This is a genomic window from Streptomyces sp. NPDC059900 (assembly GCF_050270335.1).
Lineage (GTDB): Bacteria > Actinomycetota > Actinomycetes > Streptomycetales > Streptomycetaceae > Streptomyces.
Genome location: NZ_JBNNJZ010000004.1, coordinates 20,736 through 36,360 on the forward strand (window position 1 = coordinate 20,736; position 15,625 = coordinate 36,360).

The following is a 15,625-nucleotide window of genomic DNA, read 5'->3' on the forward strand; positions in this document are numbered from 1 at the left end:
GGGGGCAACCCCTAGGCGGCAGAGGGCGTAGCGCTAGCCGACTTGCAGCTGTCCTGCTTGCTCATCGCCTTCCCGACCTCACCCTCCTGCAACTTCTCGAGCGCCTCGTTACCGCTCTTGCTCAGCTTGTCCAGCTCACCGGCCACACTCTTGAGCCCGTCGGCGAAGTCGGCCTGGTTCTTGGTGTCCAGACCGTCGACCTTCTTCTTCAGGTCGCCGTACGACTTGGAGATGGCGTTCAGTTCCTTGACCGCGTCGTCGGTCTTCTTCTGTCCGCCGTCGACCGGCGGGGCGCCCGCCTTCTTCACGGCGGCGCCCATCGCCTTGTAGGCGTCGGACATGTCCTGGAACGCCTTGGAGTCGGTCTTCTGGACGTCCTCCGGCGAACTGTTGTCCGAGGTCTCCTTCTGGATCGCCGCATTGGCGTCAGCGATCTTCTTCGACTGCGGCTGAACGGAGTCACAGACGTCCTTGGCCCATGAGTCCAGTTTCTCGTTGCCGTCGTCGCTGCAGCCCGACAGCGCCAGTACCAGTACCGCACCGCCGGACAGTGCGGCTGCAAGCTTCTTGTTCACCGGATTGGTCCCTTCCATGGCTCTCGGCCCCGGAACTTACACGCCAACCGGGTTACAACCGCATGCCGAGGGTCCGGTACCACCCCTATTGCAGCCATTTGCACCAAGCGGAGAGTGCGAGAGAAGGCTCACGGGACGCACGAAGGGCGGACGTCGCGTCAGAACGCGCCGCCCGCCCCTGTGTTGGGCAGAGTCTGACCCGGTGTTACGAAACCACGGCCGGGTCAGCCGAGCTTTTTACGCGCTCGGCATCACCTTCCTCCTCGTCGCCCACGGCGATGCCACGTCGCTTGGACATGTACACCGCGCCGATGATGACGAGGATCGCGAGCACCGCGATGAGTGCCCGCAGACCGGCGCTGGCGTCGTCCCCGTAACTGAACTGGACGACCGCGGGCGCAATCAGCAGCGCCACCAGGTTCATCACCTTCAGGAGGGGGTTGATCGCCGGACCCGCGGTGTCCTTGAACGGGTCACCGACGGTGTCGCCGATCACCACCGCGGCGTGGGCCTCACTGCCCTTGCCGCCGTGGTGGCCGTCCTCGACGAGCTTCTTCGCGTTGTCCCAGGCACCGCCCGAGTTGGCGAGGAAGACCGCCATCAGCGTGCCGGTGCCGATCGCGCCGGCCAGGAACGAGCCGAGCGCGCCGACGCCGAGCGAGAAGCCGACCGCGATCGGCGTGAGCACGGCGAGCAGACCCGGCGTGGCCAGCTCGCGCAGCGCGTCCTTGGTGCAGATGTCGACGACCCGCCCGTACTCCGGCTCTTCGGAGTAGTCCATGATTCCGGGGCGCTCGCGGAACTGCCGCCGCACCTCGTAGACCACGGATCCGGCCGACCGCGACACCGCGTTGATCGCGAGCCCCGAGAAGAGGAAGACGACCGCGGCGCCCAGGACGAGGCCCACCAGGTTGTTGGGCTGCGAGATGTCCATGACCAGGTTCATCGGGGCGCCGTCGCCCATTTTCTCGCCGACGTCCTTGGCCGCGCCCGCGATGGCGTCGCGATACGAGCCGAAGAGCGCCGCGGCCGCGAGTACGGCCGTGGCGATGGCGATGCCCTTGGTGATGGCCTTGGTGGTGTTGCCGACGGCGTCCAGGTCGGTGAGCACCTGCGCGCCCGCGCCCTCGACGTCGCCGGACATCTCGGCGATGCCCTGCGCGTTGTCGGAGACCGGACCGAAGGTGTCCATGGCCACGATCACGCCGACCGTGGTGAGCAGGCCGGTTCCGGCCAGCGCCACCGCGAACAGGGCGAGCATGATCGACGTACCGCCGAGCAGGAACGCCCCGTACACGCCGAGCCCGATCAGGAGCGCGGTGTAGACGGCGGATTCGAGCCCGATCGAGATGCCGGCGAGGACGACGGTGGCCGGACCGGTGAGCGAGGTCTTGCCGATATCCTTCACCGGACGCCGGTTGGTCTCCGTGAAGTAGCCGGTGAGCTGCTGGATCAGCGCGGCCATGACGATGCCGATCGCGACGGCGACGACCGCGAGGACCCGCGGATCGCCGTCGTGACCCGCGATCGCCGTGTCCGTCACACCGTCGAGGTCGGCGTAGGTCGACGGCAGGTAGACGAAGACCGCCGCCGCCACGAGCGCCAGCGAGATGAACGCGGAGATGAAGAATCCGCGGTTGATGGCGGTCATGCCGCTGCGGTCGGAGCGCCGCGGCGCCACCGCGAAGATCCCGATCATCGCGGTCACGACGCCGATCGCCGGAACGATCAGCGGGAAGGCGAGTCCGGAGTCGCCGAACGCCACCTTGCCGAGGATCAGCGCGGCGACCAGGGTCACGGCGTACGACTCGAAGAGGTCGGCGGCCATACCGGCGCAGTCGCCGACGTTGTCGCCCACGTTGTCGGCGATGGTCGCGGCGTTCCTCGGGTCGTCCTCCGGAATGCCCTGCTCGACCTTGCCGACCAGGTCGGCGCCGACGTCGGCGGCCTTGGTGAAGATGCCGCCGCCGACACGCATGAACATCGCGATCAGCGCCGCCCCGAGGCCGAAGCCTTCGAGGACCTTCGGCGCGTCGGCCGCGTAGACGAGCACTACACAGGAGGCGCCCAGAAGACCGAGCCCCACCGTGAACATGCCGACAACGCCGCCCGTGCGGAAAGCGATCTTCATGGCCTTGTGCGAAACGGCGGTGAGATCCTTTTCGGGTTCTCCTTCCGCCGGAGTGGCCTCCCGGGCGGCTGCCGCCACGCGAACATTGCTGCGTACGGCGAGCCACATGCCGATATAGCCGGTGGTCGCCGAGAACACCGCACCGATCAAGAAGAAGATCGATCGGCCGGCACGCTGATTCCAGTCGTCTGCGGGCAGCAGCATGAGCAGGAAGAACACCACGACGGCGAAAACACCGAGAGTGCGCAGTTGCCTGCCGAGATAGGCATTGGCGCCCTCCTGGATCGCCTTCGCGATCTTCTTCATGCTGTCGGTGCCCTCGGTGGCCGCTAGCACCTGGCGTACGAGCACCCAGGCGACCGCGAGCGCCGCGACCGCGACGGCCGCGATGACCATCACGATGAGGCGGTTTCCGTCGGTCAGTACTGCGGCTGCGAAGGTTGTGGGCTGGTCAAACTGATGAGGGGTAGAAAGCCCCGCCATTCGTCCTCCTTGACGCTTGGGCTGAGCTCAAGATGTGGACGGATTGTAGGGAGCGGAACCTGATCAAAACAGAGCGCCGCAAACGGAATTGGCCGGAGATTGCTTCCCAGCAAATGATCGCGACCGCAGACTGACCCCGAAAGCGGTAATGCCTCAAAACCGTTGACGCAGGTTCGCAGTCCCCGGGCAATTGACCGAGGCAATGATCAAAAGAATGATCAAAATAAGAAAAGGCCCTGCTCCCGCGTCGGGAGCAAGACCTTGATGAGGCGGTACGGACGGGGCAGGCGGGCCCGCAGGGTCAGAGGAGCATCGCCGGGGTCGCCGGAGTCGTCGGGGTCGTCGACCGGTCAGAGGAGCGGTGCCGGGGTCGTCGGCCACGTCATCCGGATGAGACCGCCGCCCTCGCCCGCGGTGACCTCCACGTCGTCCACGAGACCGCTGATGACGGCGAGGCCCATCTCGTCCTCGCCCTCGGCATCCGGATCTGCGGACGAGTCGGGCCCGGAACCGGGCGGCCGGTCGCCAGCCGTCGCGTGCGGGGCCTCGTCGCCGACCTCGATGGAGAACTGCTTCTCGTCCTCGATCAGGGCGACCCGCACCGGCGCGTCCACGCCGTTGCTCTGGTGCAGCCCGACGGCACGCGTGCAGGCCTCGCCGACAGCGAGCCTGACCTCGTCGAGAACGGCCTCGTCCACTCCGGCCCTGCGCGCGACCGCCGCCGCCACGAGGCGGGCGGTCCTGACGTGCTCGGGCAGCGCGCTGAAGCGGAGTTCAACGGTGGCCATGCATCCCCCTCGGACATACGCGCGTGCTGTCAGGGGGCCGGGCCGAGGGCCCGGTCCCCTGCTGTACTGCCACCCCCGGGCCGCGCGAGCGGCCGGCCCGGGACATCCGGCTCTCAGTCGGTGGCCGCGACCGCTTCCTCGACCGAGGTGTGAATGGGGAACACCTTGGTCAGGCCGGTGATGCGGAAGATCTTCAAAATACGCTCCTGGTTGCAGACCAGGCGCAGCGAGCCCTCATGGGCACGCACCCGCTTCAGGCCGCCGACCAGAACGCCGAGCCCGGTGGAGTCGAGGAAGTCCACGCCCTCCATGTCGACGACCAGATGGAAACTGCCGTCGTTCACCAACTCGACCAACTGTTCGCGCAACTTGGGCGCGGTATAAACATCGATTTCGCCACCGACCTCGACGACCGTACGATCGCCGACGGTACGGGTCGACAGGGACAGGTCCACGGATCCTCCAGCACCTTGCTATCGAGCGGTCATCCCTCGGGACACCTCGGCAGAGCCCCCAGGACGGATCGCCAGCCGCGATGGCATTCAATCACTTACCGGCAGGCGTGCACGACGCCTTGGGACCATTGTCCATCCCGCCAGTGACACACTCGGTGCCGATGGCCAACTTTTCTCCGCCCGGAGAACCCACCACGGGCGCCCCGATACGCACGTCCCCACGGACGGTCCTGGACCGGCTCACCGCTGGGCCGAGCCGTGCTGCGCGCGTCACTCATACGGAGCACTTGCCCCCGCGCGCGGCACGATATGCAGTCTGGCCTGATCGTATTCGTTCCGAGGTCGTCGCCGCGGTGCAGTCGGCCGGTATCGAACACCCCTGGGCCCACCAGGCACTCGCCGCCGAGCACGCCCTGGACGGCGAGTCGGTCGTCGTCGCCACCGGCACCGCGTCGGGGAAGTCGCTCGCCTACCTCACGCCCGTCCTCTCGGCCCTCCTGGACGGCTCGGAGGCTCCCAACGGCCGCGGCACGACCGCGCTGTACCTGGCCCCCACGAAGGCCCTGGCCGCCGACCAGCGCCGCGCCGTGCGCGAACTGGCGGCGCCCCTGGGCAACGCGGTCCGCCCCGCCGTGTACGACGGCGACACCCCCGTCGAAGAACGCGAATGGGTGCGTCAGTACGCCAACTACGTCCTGACCAACCCCGACATGCTGCACCGCGGGATACTGCCGTCCCACCCCCGCTGGTCCTCCTTCCTGCGCGCCCTGCGCTATGTCGTCATCGACGAGTGCCACACCTACCGCGGTGTCTTCGGCTCCCACGTCGCCCAGGTCCTGCGCCGCCTGCGCCGCCTCTGCGCCCGCTACGGCTCCGACCCCGTCTTCCTCCTCGCCTCCGCCACCTCCGCCGACCCGGCCGTCGCCGCCGAGCGCCTGACCGGGCTGCCGGTGAAGGAGGTCGCCGACGACGCCTCACCCCGCGGCGACCTCGTCTTCGCCCTCTGGGAGCCGCCGCTCACCGAACTCCACGGCGAGAAGGGCGCCCCCGTCCGCCGCACCGCCACCGCCGAGACGGCGGACCTGCTCACCGACCTGACCGTCCAGGGCGTCCGCTCGGTCGCCTTCGTACGGTCCCGGCGCGGCGCCGAGCTGATCTCGGTGATCGCCCAGGAACGCCTCGCCGAGGTCGACCGCTCCCTGGCCCGCCGCGTGGCGGCCTACCGGGGCGGATATCTCCCCGAGGAGCGCCGCGCCCTGGAAGGGGCCCTGCACTCCGGGGAACTCCTCGGCCTCGCGGCCACCACCGCTCTCGAACTCGGCGTGGACGTCTCCGGCCTCGACGCCGTGATCATCTCCGGCTATCCGGGAACCCGGGCCTCGCTGTGGCAGCAGGCGGGCCGTGCCGGTCGCTCCGGGCAGGGCGCGCTCGCCGTGCTCGTGGCCCGCGACGACCCGCTGGACACGTATCTCGTCCACCATCCCGAAGCGCTGTTCCGGCAGCCGGTGGAGTCGACGGTCCTCGACCCCGACAACCCCTACGTCCTCGCCCCGCACCTCTGCGCGGCAGCCGCGGAACTCCCGCTCACGGACGACGATCTGGCCCTCTTCGGCCCGGCCACCGAGGAACTGCTCCCGCAGCTGGAGGGCGCCAAGCTGCTGCGCCGCCGTACGAAGGCCTGGCACTGGACCCGCAGGGAGCGGGCCGCCGACCTCACCGACATCCGCGGCGAGGGCGGCAAGCCGGTCCAGATCGTCGAGGAGGGCACGGGGCGGCTGCTCGGCACCGTCGACGCGTCCGCCGCGCACACCGCCGTCCACGAGGGCGCGGTCCACCTCCACCAGGGCCGTACGTATCTCGTGCGCCGCCTCGACCTGAAGGACTCGGTCGCCCTGGTCGAGGAGGCCGGGCCGCCGTACTCCACGACCGCCCGCGACACCACGGCCATCTCCATCCTGGAGACGGACACCGAGATCCCCTGGGGGTCGGGCCGCCTCTGCTACGGCTCCGTGGAAGTCACCAACCAGGTCGTCTCCTTCCTGCGCCGCAGGCTGATCACCGGTGAGGTGCTCGGCGAGACCAAGCTGGACCTGCCGCCCCGCACCCTGCGCACCCGCGCCGTCTGGTGGACGGTCACCGAGGACCAACTGGACGCCGCCCGCGTCAATCCGGAGATCCTCGGCGGCGCCCTGCACGCCGCCGAGCACGCCTCCATCGGCATGCTGCCGCTCTTCGCGACCTGCGACCGCTGGGACATCGGCGGTGTCTCCGTGCCGCTGCATCCGGACACGCTCCTGCCGACGGTCTTCGTGTACGACGGCCATCCGGGCGGCGCGGGCTTCGCCGAGCGGGCCTTCCACACGGCCAGGGAGTGGCTGACCGCCACCCGCCAGGCCATCGCCTCCTGCGAGTGCGAGGCCGGCTGCCCGTCCTGCATCCAGTCCCCGAAGTGCGGCAACGGCAACGACCCCCTGCACAAGCGCGGCGCTGTCCGCCTCCTCACCACCCTCCTCAAGGACGCCCCCGCCCCCTGAGGGCCCCGGAGCGACCGGCCCCGCCGGACCTGCCGGACCCGCCCGGGATCTGACCTCGGTCACGAACGGGCCGAACCCGGCGCTCGCCGTGACGTCCGCGATCTCGCCGCTCATCGCGCACCGCACGACGCGAGCCCCCTGCGCCCCGGCCACCCGCCCGGCCGCCGCGCACGCCCCGGCACGCCCCTGCGCCCAGTGGTCCGCGGCCGCCAGCGCCGCCAGGTCGGCCGCGCCACCCGCGCGATGGCGGGCGACGATCACCTGCCCCATCGCGAGGACTGCGCCGCAGATCACGCACAGCACGGCCAGCACGACGACGACCCACACCGTGGCGGCTCCCCGGTCCGACGCGGATCGCGGAGCCCACAAGCCCTTCACGCGCCCACCCCCACCGTCTCCTCGGCCAATGCCACGGCCTCCGACTGCACCCGCAGACCGAGCCCAAGCGCTCCCGGCCCCGGCGAGTCCGCCTCGACCCGCACCCGCACCAGATCGCCGTCCCGCCGCACGGCCACCGACGCACCGCGCGGCGCCGCCTGCCGAGCCGCCGCCACGGCCGCGCTCGCGGGGTCCTGCCTGGCCATCGCACGCGCCCCGGCCCGCGCCGCGTCCACGCACTGGATCTGCGCGGACGCGGTCAGCAACGCCCAGACCAGCGCCATCGTGAACAGCACGAGCGTGGGCAGCACCACGGCCGCCTCGGCCGTCACGAACCCCTGGTCCCCGCGGCGCCGCCGACCGCCCCGCCCCCTCTCAGAACTGGACATCGAGGGCCTTCTCCACGACCGCCTGCAACGCCGCCCTGACCTGCCCGCTCGTCACCACCTTGTAGAGCAGCCCGGCGAATCCGACCGCCGCGATCAGCCCCATCGCGTACTCCGAGGTGACCATCCCCGCGTCCCCCCGCACTCCTCGCGCCGCTCGTCGCGACGCCCGTGCACACAGCTGTCCCCACATCTCAACCCCCTTGAAATAGCAGTCCGTTCACGTCACGACAGCTCCGCCTCGCGAAGCCGCCGCCCAGCCGTTCAGCCGCCCAGCCGTTCAACCGTTCAGATGCCGCTCAACAAGCCGCCCGCCAGGCCGATCACCACCGGCAGCACCCCCACCGCGATGAACGCGGGCAAGAAGCACAGCCCCACCGGTGCCGTCATCAGCACTCCGGCTCTGCGCGCGGCCGCCGTGGCCGCACGTCCCCGTTCCGCACGGCAGTCCGCGGCCAGGCGCGCCACCGGTTCCGCCGCCGGGGCCCCCGAATCCCCCGCCCGCTCAAGGAGCCGGGCCAGCGCCCCCGCGCCCGGTATCGCGCCCAACCCCCGCCACGCGTCGCACGGTTCACCGCCGAGCCGCAGCTCCGCGGCCCCCTGCGCGAGCCGCTCGCCCAACGGCCCTTTCAGCGCATCGCCCACCGCCTGCGCGGCCACGACGGGCCCCGCGCCCGCAGCGACACAGGCCGCCAGGAGGTCTGCGGCCAGAGGCAGTTGCCGGGCCGCCTCCGCGCCGTCGTACTCCGCGGCACGCCCGCCCCGCCCCCGCTGCCACCGCCACATCCCGTACCCGGCACCGAGCCCCACCAGGCATCCCAGAACACCGCCCACCAGCACCCAACCGGCACTCACCGCCCCGACCACCGCCAGCCACCCCCGCACCACGTCCCGCCGCCGGAACCACGGCAGGGACCACGGCAGGGACCACGGCAGGAACCGCAGGAACCACCGCCGCGCCAGCCCCACCGGCAGCCGCCCAGCCACCCCCAGCACGCCCCCTGAACGCCCCCGCGCCGCCCTCTCGCGCCGCGCCGCCAGGACCGCCGACACCAGCCACAGCACGGCCGCCGCACTCCACACGACCACCCCCGCCTTGTGGACAACGGAACTCATCGCTCCTCCACCCCCCGTACGATCCGCAGCGCCCACCACACGCCGGCGCCCTCCAACGCCCCGCCCACCGCAAGGCATCCGAGCCCCGCCCCGGTGTGCAGCAGCACCCGCAGCGGCGACGCCCCGAGCGCGCTCCCCATGAGCAGCCCGAGGACCGGAAGCCCCGCGAGCATCACCGCGGTCGACCTCGCGCCCGCCAACTGGGCCCGCAACTCCGCGCGCTGATCCCGCTCCGCCCGCAGCGCGCCCTCCAGCCGTTCGAGCCCCGCCGCCAGTCCGGCACCGCGGTCCACCGCCACCCGCCAGCACGCCGCGAGCCCGAGCAGCCCCTGCGCCCCCGGCTCCCGCGCCGCCTCCTCGATCGCCCCCGGCACATCACCGCCGAACCGCGCCGCCGCCAGAACCCCGGCCCGCCCCTCCCCGAGCCCTGCGACGCCACCGGCACCAGCCCCGGCATCACCGAGCCCGAGGCCGCCGTCAGCCGCGGCCCGCAACGCCTCCCCCGGCTGCCGCCCCGCCCGCACCTCTCCCGCGAGCGTCCCGCACAACGCGATCACCCCGGCGGCCCGGCGCTCCCCCAGGAGCCGCGCATCCCTGGCCCGCCGCACGCGCCGTATCAGCGGCACCCCGACCGCCCCCAGAATCAGCGGCACCAGGGACTCCCCGAGCAGGGCGACCGCCGCACCGCCCGCCAGAGCCCACCACTCGTGCCGCATACGGCCACGGACGCAGGTCACCGCCCGCCGCCACGCCGTGGCCCCCGGCGGGACCTCGTCCCCTGCCGCCAGGACCGCCCGCGCCCGCCGCAGCCCTCGGTCCCGCCCGACCAGCAGCCAGGCCGCACCTCCCGCACACGCGGCCGCCGCCACTCCCGTCGCACTCATCCCCCACCACTCCCGCCACCGTCTGCCAGCAGCGAGTCCAGCCGCTCCCAGCCCCGCTCCCGGACGAACTCCCTCTCGCCCCACCGCAGCGCGGGAACCGTCACCACGAGGCCGGACGGATCCCGCTCCAGGACATGCACCTCCGCGATCCGCCGCCGCCCCGCCCGGTCCCGTACGAGATGGAGCACCACGGACAGCGCGGCCGCCAACTGGCTGTGCAGCGCCGCCCTGTCGAGCCCGGCCGCCGTCCCCAGCGCCTCCAGCCGGGCGGGCACGTCCCGCGCGGCGTTGGCGTGGACCGTGCCGCAGCCGCCCTCATGACCCGTGTTCAGCGCGGCCAGCAGATGGACGACCTCCGCGCCCCGCACCTCGCCCACGACCAGCCGGTCGGGACGCATCCGCAGTGCTTGTCGCACCAGATCGTCCAGGCCGACCTGCCCGGCGCCCTCCTGGTTCGCGGGTCTGGCCTCGAGGCGCACCACGTGAGGGTGGTCGGGACGCAGCTCGGCCGAGTCCTCAGCGAGCACGATCCGCTCCCCCGGTCCCACGAGGCCGAGGAGCGCGCTCAGGAGCGTCGTCTTGCCCGAACCCGTCCCGCCGCTGATCAGGTACGAGAGCCGGGCGTCGAGCAGTGCCCGCAGCACCCGGTCGCCGCCCGGCGGCACCGTGCCCGCCGCGGTCAGTTCCGCGAGGGTGAAGGCCCGGGGGCGTACGACACGCAAGGAGAGGCAGGTCGACCCGACGGCGACCGGGGGAAGCACCGCATGGAGGCGGGTTCCGTCCGGGAGCCGTGCGTCCACCCAGGGCCTCGCGTCGTCGAGCCGGCGTCCGGCCACGGCCGCCAGGCGCTGCGCGAGCCGCCGCACCGACGCCGCGTCCCCGAAGGAAACCCCGGTCAGCTCCAGGCCCTTGCCGCGGTCGACCCACACCCGGTCGGGCGCGGACACCAGCACGTCGGTCACCGAGTCGTCCGCGAGCAGTGCCTCAAGGGGACCCGCGCCCACCAGCTCCGAGCGCAACTGTGCTGCCGCGCCCAGGATCTCCGCGTCGCCGAGCACCCCGCCCCGGGCCCGCAGCGCCTCGGCGACGCGGGCGGGTGTCGGCTCGGTCCCGTTCTCCGCGAGCCACTGGCGCACCCCGTCCAGCATCCTGGCCCCGACGACGGCGCTCATGAGCCGCCTCCGGTGGCGTCGGCCGGAACACGCTCCCAGAAGGCCGTGCAGAACCGGGCCAGCGGCCCCCGCGCGGCACCTCCGGGCGGCATCCCGGCGGCCTGCGCGGACAACAAGCCCGCCTCACGCGGCAGTTCACCGACCAACGGCAGCCCGAGCACGCGCGCGACCTCGTCCGCGTCGAAACCGCCCAGCCCGTCAAAGCCGCCGCGTCCGCCGCCCCCGGCGCCGCCTCTGCCGACCACCACCCGCAGATCCCGCAGCACCATGCCCACCGCGGCCGCGACCCGCCGTGCCCCGGCCACCGCACGCAGCTCCGCGGGGACCACCATGAGCCCCAGATCGACCTGGGCCAGCGCCTCGGCCACCCCCTCGTCCACCCGCCGCGGCAGGTCCACGACCACCGCGCCGCCCCGCCGTCGCGCGGCAGCGATCACCGCCCGCATGGCCTCGGGCGGAATGACCACCGCATCGCCCCGGTCCCAGCTCAGGACCCGCAGGGAATGCAGCTCGGGCAGCGACTCCTCGAGCGCGCCCCCGCCGACCCGGCCCCTGGACTGCGCGAAGGCGGGCCAGCGGAGTCCGTCGGCCGCCTCCCCGCCGAGCAGCACGTCGAGGCCGCCGCCGAGCGGGTCACCGTCCACGAGCATCGTGCGGCGCCCGGCGCGGGCCGCCGTGACGGCCAGCGCGCACGCCAGCGTCGAGGCACCGGCTCCGCCGCTCCCGCCGATCACCCCCACCGTGAGCGCGGGCCGCCCCACGCCCTCGGCGACGTCGGCGATGCGGTCCACCAGCCACCGCTCGCCGTCCGGCAGCACGAGCACGTGATCGGCACCGATCTCCACCGCGCGCCGCCAGACCCCGGAGTCGTCCTGATCCCGCCCCACCAGGACGACCCCGCGCCGGCGCGCGGCTCCCCGCACCCGATGCACCGCGTCGTCCCCGACGAGGACCAGCGGCGCTGCGTCCCAGCCTCCCCTGCGCTCGGGCACGCCGTGCTGCACCTCGGGGCGTGCCCCCGCGGCGGCGCACAGCCGCAGCAGGTCGTCGAGCAGCTCCACATCTTCCGTGACGATCAGCGGTCCGCCGTGCCGTCCGTCGGACGGCGGCGGCCCGTCACGTGTAATCACTCCAGTCACGATCCCCGGCCCCCTCTCACTACAAGCTCGTTGAATGCCGTGTTCCACATCGGCGATGAACCGGACAAGGCAATCCGGCCATGAACTTCGCGTGCAGAACCGGCGGAATCAGCGTGCAGCGGTCGCGGATAACGTGTGGATCTTGCTCAATAACTGTGGACAAGACGGGGCCTGTGAATATCCCGTTCACCCATACCGGTGACAACTCAAAAGGCCTCCGCACAGCAGCCTTACGACTACGCACAGTGACGAATCATGGGCAAGAAAAAAGATCGCCACGGCGGGCGTCGAGAGGCGCCGGGCGATCGGATGAGGGACGAAGGATGCCAGGAAAACCCATCCGGACATGCGACGACCCCCGCCGGGGGGGAGAGCGGGGGTCGTCCCCACGGTCCGACTCGGGGGGGGAGGAGCCAGACCGGGTTAGCACGGTCGCGAACGATCCGTGACTTCCATGGTGTACCCGAGAGCCTTCTCAGGCAAACCCACGCGCCTCACCTTACGCCGAATGGTGGGCGCCTATGCTCGACCTCGTGGAAAACCACTCCTTGCCCCGCACAGCCGCCTTCTTTGACCTGGACAAGACGGTCATTGCGAAGTCGAGCACTCTCACCTTCAGCAAGTCGTTCTACCAAGGCGGCCTGATCAACCGCAGGGCGGTACTTCGAACTGCATATGCACAGTTCGTCTTCCTCGCCGGCGGTGCCGATCACGACCAGATGGAGCGGATGCGCGAGTATCTGTCCGCGCTGTGCCGCGGATGGAACGTGCAACAGGTCAAGGAGATCGTCGCCGAGACGCTGCACGACCTGATCGACCCGATCATCTACGACGAAGCGGCGTCCCTCATCGAGGAGCACCACACCGCGGGACGGGACGTCGTCATCGTCTCCACCTCCGGCGCCGAAGTCGTCGAGCCGATCGGCGAGCTCCTCGGCGCGGACCGGGTGGTGGCGACCCGGATGGTCGTCGGCGAGGACGGCTGCTTCACCGGCGAAGTGGAGTACTACGCGTACGGGCCCACCAAGGCGACGGCGATCAAGGAGCTCGCGGACTCCGAGGGGCACGACCTCGACCGCTGTCACGCGTACAGCGACTCGGCGACCGACCTGCCCATGCTCGAATCCGTGGGGCATCCGCACGCGGTCAATCCCGATCGCGCACTGCGCCGCGAGGCCGTCGCGCGCGGGTGGCCGATCCTCGACTTCCACCGCCCCGTCCGGCTCAAGGAACGGCGCCAGACGCCGTCCAGGCCCGCACTCGTCGCGGCGGCCGCGGTGGGTGCCGCGGCGGCCACCGCGGGGCTCGTGTGGTTCGTGAGCCGACGCCGGACCACGCGCGCCCGATTCACCCTTGTTTGAACCTAAAAGTAAAGAAGTAGTGCCAGGACTTCCGCTTAGTCCAGGACAGGAGTACAAAGGATTCAACGGCCCGCGAGACCAAGGACATCCGAGAGGATTACCTTTAAACGCAACCAAGGCCCCACGGACCGAAGCATGAACACCGAGCACCCACGCGACGTCGACCCGTCGATTACGGGCCAGCCGCACCAGGTGACGGGCCAAGTTCCCGACCTGATGGGCAACCTTCGAGGACGCTTGGTAACCCGGTGAACATGCCAGCGGCGGTACGAGAACTCGTACCGCCGCATCCCTGTGTACGGACCTGTATGCGGAGCCTTCAGGCCGCGCCGCGCTGCATGGCCTCGCAGACCGCCGTCGACTCCCTGGCACCCAATTCGACCGCGCGCCCGCAGTGGGCGATCCACGCGGCCATGCCCTCCGGCGTCCCGGACGCATAGCCGTCGAGCGCCCCCACGTAGGCGGCCCGCCCCTGTTCCCCGTGGCCCGCCTCGGCCGGGCAGACCGACTTCGGATCGAGCCCGCTGCCCACCAGGACGATGCGCTCGGCCGCCCGCGCGACCAGGCCGTTGTGCGAGCCGAAGGGGCGCAGACTGAGCAGCTCGCCGTGCACCACGGCCGCCGTCACCAGGGCCGGCGCCGAGCCGCCCGCGATGATCAGCTGCGAAAGACCCTCGAGGCGGCCCGCCACCTCGTCGGAGTCCGGCACGTCGAGCTCGACCAGCGGCTCGTCCACCGGCTCGCCCGCGAGCCGCGGACGGCCCGCGGCCTCGTCGTTCTCCGCAGCGGCGACCAGGTGGAGGCGGGCGAGCACCCGGAGCGGTGACTGCCGCCAGATGGACAGGAGTTGACCGGCCTCAGCGGTCAGCCGCAGGGCCGCGCCGACCGTGCGGGCCTCGCCGTCGCCGCTGAAGTCACTGCGGCGGCGCACCTCTTCCAGCGCCCAGTCGGCGCCGGAGAGCGCCGCCGAACCGCGTGCGCCGCGCAGCGCCGCCTCGGAGGTGATCTCGTTGCTGCGGCGCCGCATGATCCGGTGGCCGTAGACCCGGTCCACGGCCTTGCGCACGGAGTCCACGGAGTCGGCCACGCCGGGCAGTGCGCCCAGGGCCGCGAGCGGATCGGCTGTCGTACTCATGAGTACGACCCTACGCACCCCCGGCGCTCCCCCCACGAAGGAGTGGTCTTCTTCACGCCGGATCGATACGCCAGGTAGTCATACGGCTACCCTTGGTGAACATGAAGATCGCTTTCGTAGGGAAGGGCGGCAGCGGCAAGACCACGCTGTCCTCGCTCTTCATCCGACACCTCGCCGCCACCGGAGCTCCGGTCCTCGCGGTGGACGCCGACATCAACCAGCACCTGGGCCCCGCGCTCGGTCTCGACGAGGCGGACGCCGCCCGGCTGCCCGCCATGGGCGCGCGCCTGCCGCTCATCAAGGACTACTTGCGGGGCTCCAATCCGCGGATCGCCTCCGCCGACACCATGATCAAAACGACGCCGCCCGGCGAGGGCTCGCGGATCCTGCGGGTGCGCGAGGACAACCCGGTGTACGACGCGTGCGCGCGGCCGGTGGAACTCGACGACACGGCCGTGCGTTTGATGGTCACAGGGCCGTTCACCGAAGCCGACCTCGGTGTCTCCTGCTACCACTCCAAGACGGGGGCGGTGGAGCTGTTCCTGAACCACCTGGTCGACGGACGCGACGAGTACGCGGTCGTCGACATGACCGCGGGTTCGGACTCCTTCGCGTCCGGCATGTTCACCCGCTTCGACATGACGTTCCTGGTGGCCGAGCCGACCCGGAAGGGGGTCTCCGTCTATCGCCAGTACAAGGAATACGCACGGGACTTCGGCATCGACCTCAAGGTCGTCGGCAACAAGGTGCAGGGCCAGGACGACATCGACTTCCTGCGCGAGCAGGTGGGCGACGACCTCCTGGTGACGGTCGGGCACTCGGACTGGGTGCGGTCCATGGAGAAGGGCCGCCCGCCGCGGTTCGAGCTCCTGGAGGACGACAACCGCCGTTCGCTGCGCGCCCTTCAGGCCGCCGTCGACTCCTCGTACGAGCGCAGGGACTGGGACCGCTACACCCGTCAGATGGTGCACTTCCACCTGAAGAACGCGCAGAGCTGGGGCAACGAACGGACGGGGGCCGACCTGGCCGCGCAGGTCGACCCCGGTTTCGTCCTCGGTGAGCGGGCCGTCCTCACGGCCTGAGCGGTC

Annotated in this window: 14 protein-coding genes and 1 pseudogene; 3 read left to right on the forward strand and 12 right to left on the reverse strand. The window is 71.3% G+C overall.

What is annotated here, in order from left to right; all coding sequences use genetic code 11:
* Positions 1–11: 11 nt before the first annotated feature.
* The 4 genes from ACQKIP_RS01560 to bldG form a co-directional block, all read right to left on the reverse strand.
* On the reverse strand, positions 12–593 hold the full coding sequence (locus tag ACQKIP_RS01560; RefSeq protein ID WP_361190967.1) for a small secreted protein: 582 nt from the start codon (positions 591–593) through the stop codon (positions 12–14).
* A 187-nt stretch (positions 594–780) separates the two neighbouring features.
* The gene (locus ACQKIP_RS01565) at positions 781–3,189 is read right to left on the reverse strand and encodes a sodium-translocating pyrophosphatase (protein WP_365858931.1); all 2,409 of its coding nucleotides are present in this window, start codon (positions 3,187–3,189) and stop codon (positions 781–783) included.
* Between the two features lie 350 nt (positions 3,190–3,539).
* Entirely contained in the window at positions 3,540–3,977 is a 438-nt protein-coding gene (locus ACQKIP_RS01570; RefSeq protein ID WP_365858933.1) for an ATP-binding protein, read from the reverse strand.
* A 113-nt stretch (positions 3,978–4,090) separates the two neighbouring features.
* On the reverse strand, positions 4,091–4,432 hold the full coding sequence (gene bldG, locus ACQKIP_RS01575) for an anti-sigma factor antagonist BldG (RefSeq protein WP_003975386.1): 342 nt from the start codon (positions 4,430–4,432) through the stop codon (positions 4,091–4,093).
* Positions 4,433–4,512: 80 nt separating this feature from the next.
* On the opposite strand from bldG, the gene ACQKIP_RS01580 reads away from it, so the two are divergent.
* Positions 4,513–6,966, forward strand: coding sequence for a DEAD/DEAH box helicase (locus ACQKIP_RS01580; protein WP_365858935.1), 2,454 nt, complete (start codon positions 4,513–4,515; stop codon positions 6,964–6,966).
* A 93-nt stretch (positions 6,967–7,059) separates the two neighbouring features.
* Here the strand turns inward: ACQKIP_RS01580 and ACQKIP_RS01585 are convergent.
* The 7 genes and pseudogenes from ACQKIP_RS01585 to ssd form a co-directional block, all read right to left on the reverse strand.
* Positions 7,060–7,344 (reverse strand): annotated as a pseudogene (locus ACQKIP_RS01585) (Rv3654c family TadE-like protein); the annotation flags it as partial.
* Complete coding sequence (locus ACQKIP_RS01590) at positions 7,341–7,733, reverse strand: TadE family type IV pilus minor pilin (RefSeq protein WP_365858937.1); 393 nt, start codon at positions 7,731–7,733, stop codon at positions 7,341–7,343. The gene ACQKIP_RS01590 and the pseudogene ACQKIP_RS01585, both read right to left, overlap by 4 nt.
* Complete coding sequence (locus tag ACQKIP_RS01595; RefSeq protein WP_365858939.1) at positions 7,720–7,923, reverse strand: DUF4244 domain-containing protein; 204 nt, start codon at positions 7,921–7,923, stop codon at positions 7,720–7,722. The genes ACQKIP_RS01590 and ACQKIP_RS01595 overlap by 14 nt, the downstream gene beginning before the upstream one ends.
* A 95-nt stretch (positions 7,924–8,018) precedes the next feature.
* A complete protein-coding gene (locus tag ACQKIP_RS01600) occupies positions 8,019–8,846 on the reverse strand; it encodes a type II secretion system F family protein (protein WP_365858941.1) in 828 nt (275 codons plus the stop codon).
* Positions 8,843–9,730: a type II secretion system F family protein gene (locus ACQKIP_RS01605; RefSeq protein ID WP_365858943.1), complete on the reverse strand. Its 888-nt coding sequence runs from the start codon at positions 9,728–9,730 to the stop codon at positions 8,843–8,845. The genes ACQKIP_RS01600 and ACQKIP_RS01605 overlap by 4 nt, the downstream gene beginning before the upstream one ends.
* The gene (locus tag ACQKIP_RS01610; protein ID WP_365858945.1) at positions 9,727–10,902 is read right to left on the reverse strand and encodes a TadA family conjugal transfer-associated ATPase; all 1,176 of its coding nucleotides are present in this window, start codon (positions 10,900–10,902) and stop codon (positions 9,727–9,729) included. Before ACQKIP_RS01610 ends, ACQKIP_RS01605 begins: the two co-directional genes overlap by 4 nt.
* Entirely contained in the window at positions 10,899–12,041 is a 1,143-nt protein-coding gene (gene ssd / locus ACQKIP_RS01615; protein ID WP_365858947.1) for a septum site-determining protein Ssd, read from the reverse strand. Before ssd ends, ACQKIP_RS01610 begins: the two co-directional genes overlap by 4 nt.
* 521 nt (positions 12,042–12,562) lie before the next feature.
* On the opposite strand from ssd, the gene ACQKIP_RS01620 reads away from it, so the two are divergent.
* Positions 12,563–13,402: an HAD family hydrolase gene (locus ACQKIP_RS01620; protein WP_365858949.1), complete on the forward strand. Its 840-nt coding sequence runs from the start codon at positions 12,563–12,565 to the stop codon at positions 13,400–13,402.
* Between the two features lie 319 nt (positions 13,403–13,721).
* On the opposite strand, the gene ACQKIP_RS01625 is transcribed toward ACQKIP_RS01620, so the two are convergent.
* A complete protein-coding gene (locus ACQKIP_RS01625; protein ID WP_365858951.1) occupies positions 13,722–14,537 on the reverse strand; it encodes an oxidoreductase in 816 nt (271 codons plus the stop codon).
* 101 nt (positions 14,538–14,638) lie between these two features.
* Between ACQKIP_RS01625 and ACQKIP_RS01630 the strand changes: the two genes are divergently transcribed.
* A complete protein-coding gene (locus tag ACQKIP_RS01630; protein ID WP_365858953.1) occupies positions 14,639–15,619 on the forward strand; it encodes an ATP-binding protein in 981 nt (326 codons plus the stop codon).
* Positions 15,620–15,625 lie beyond the last annotated feature (6 nt).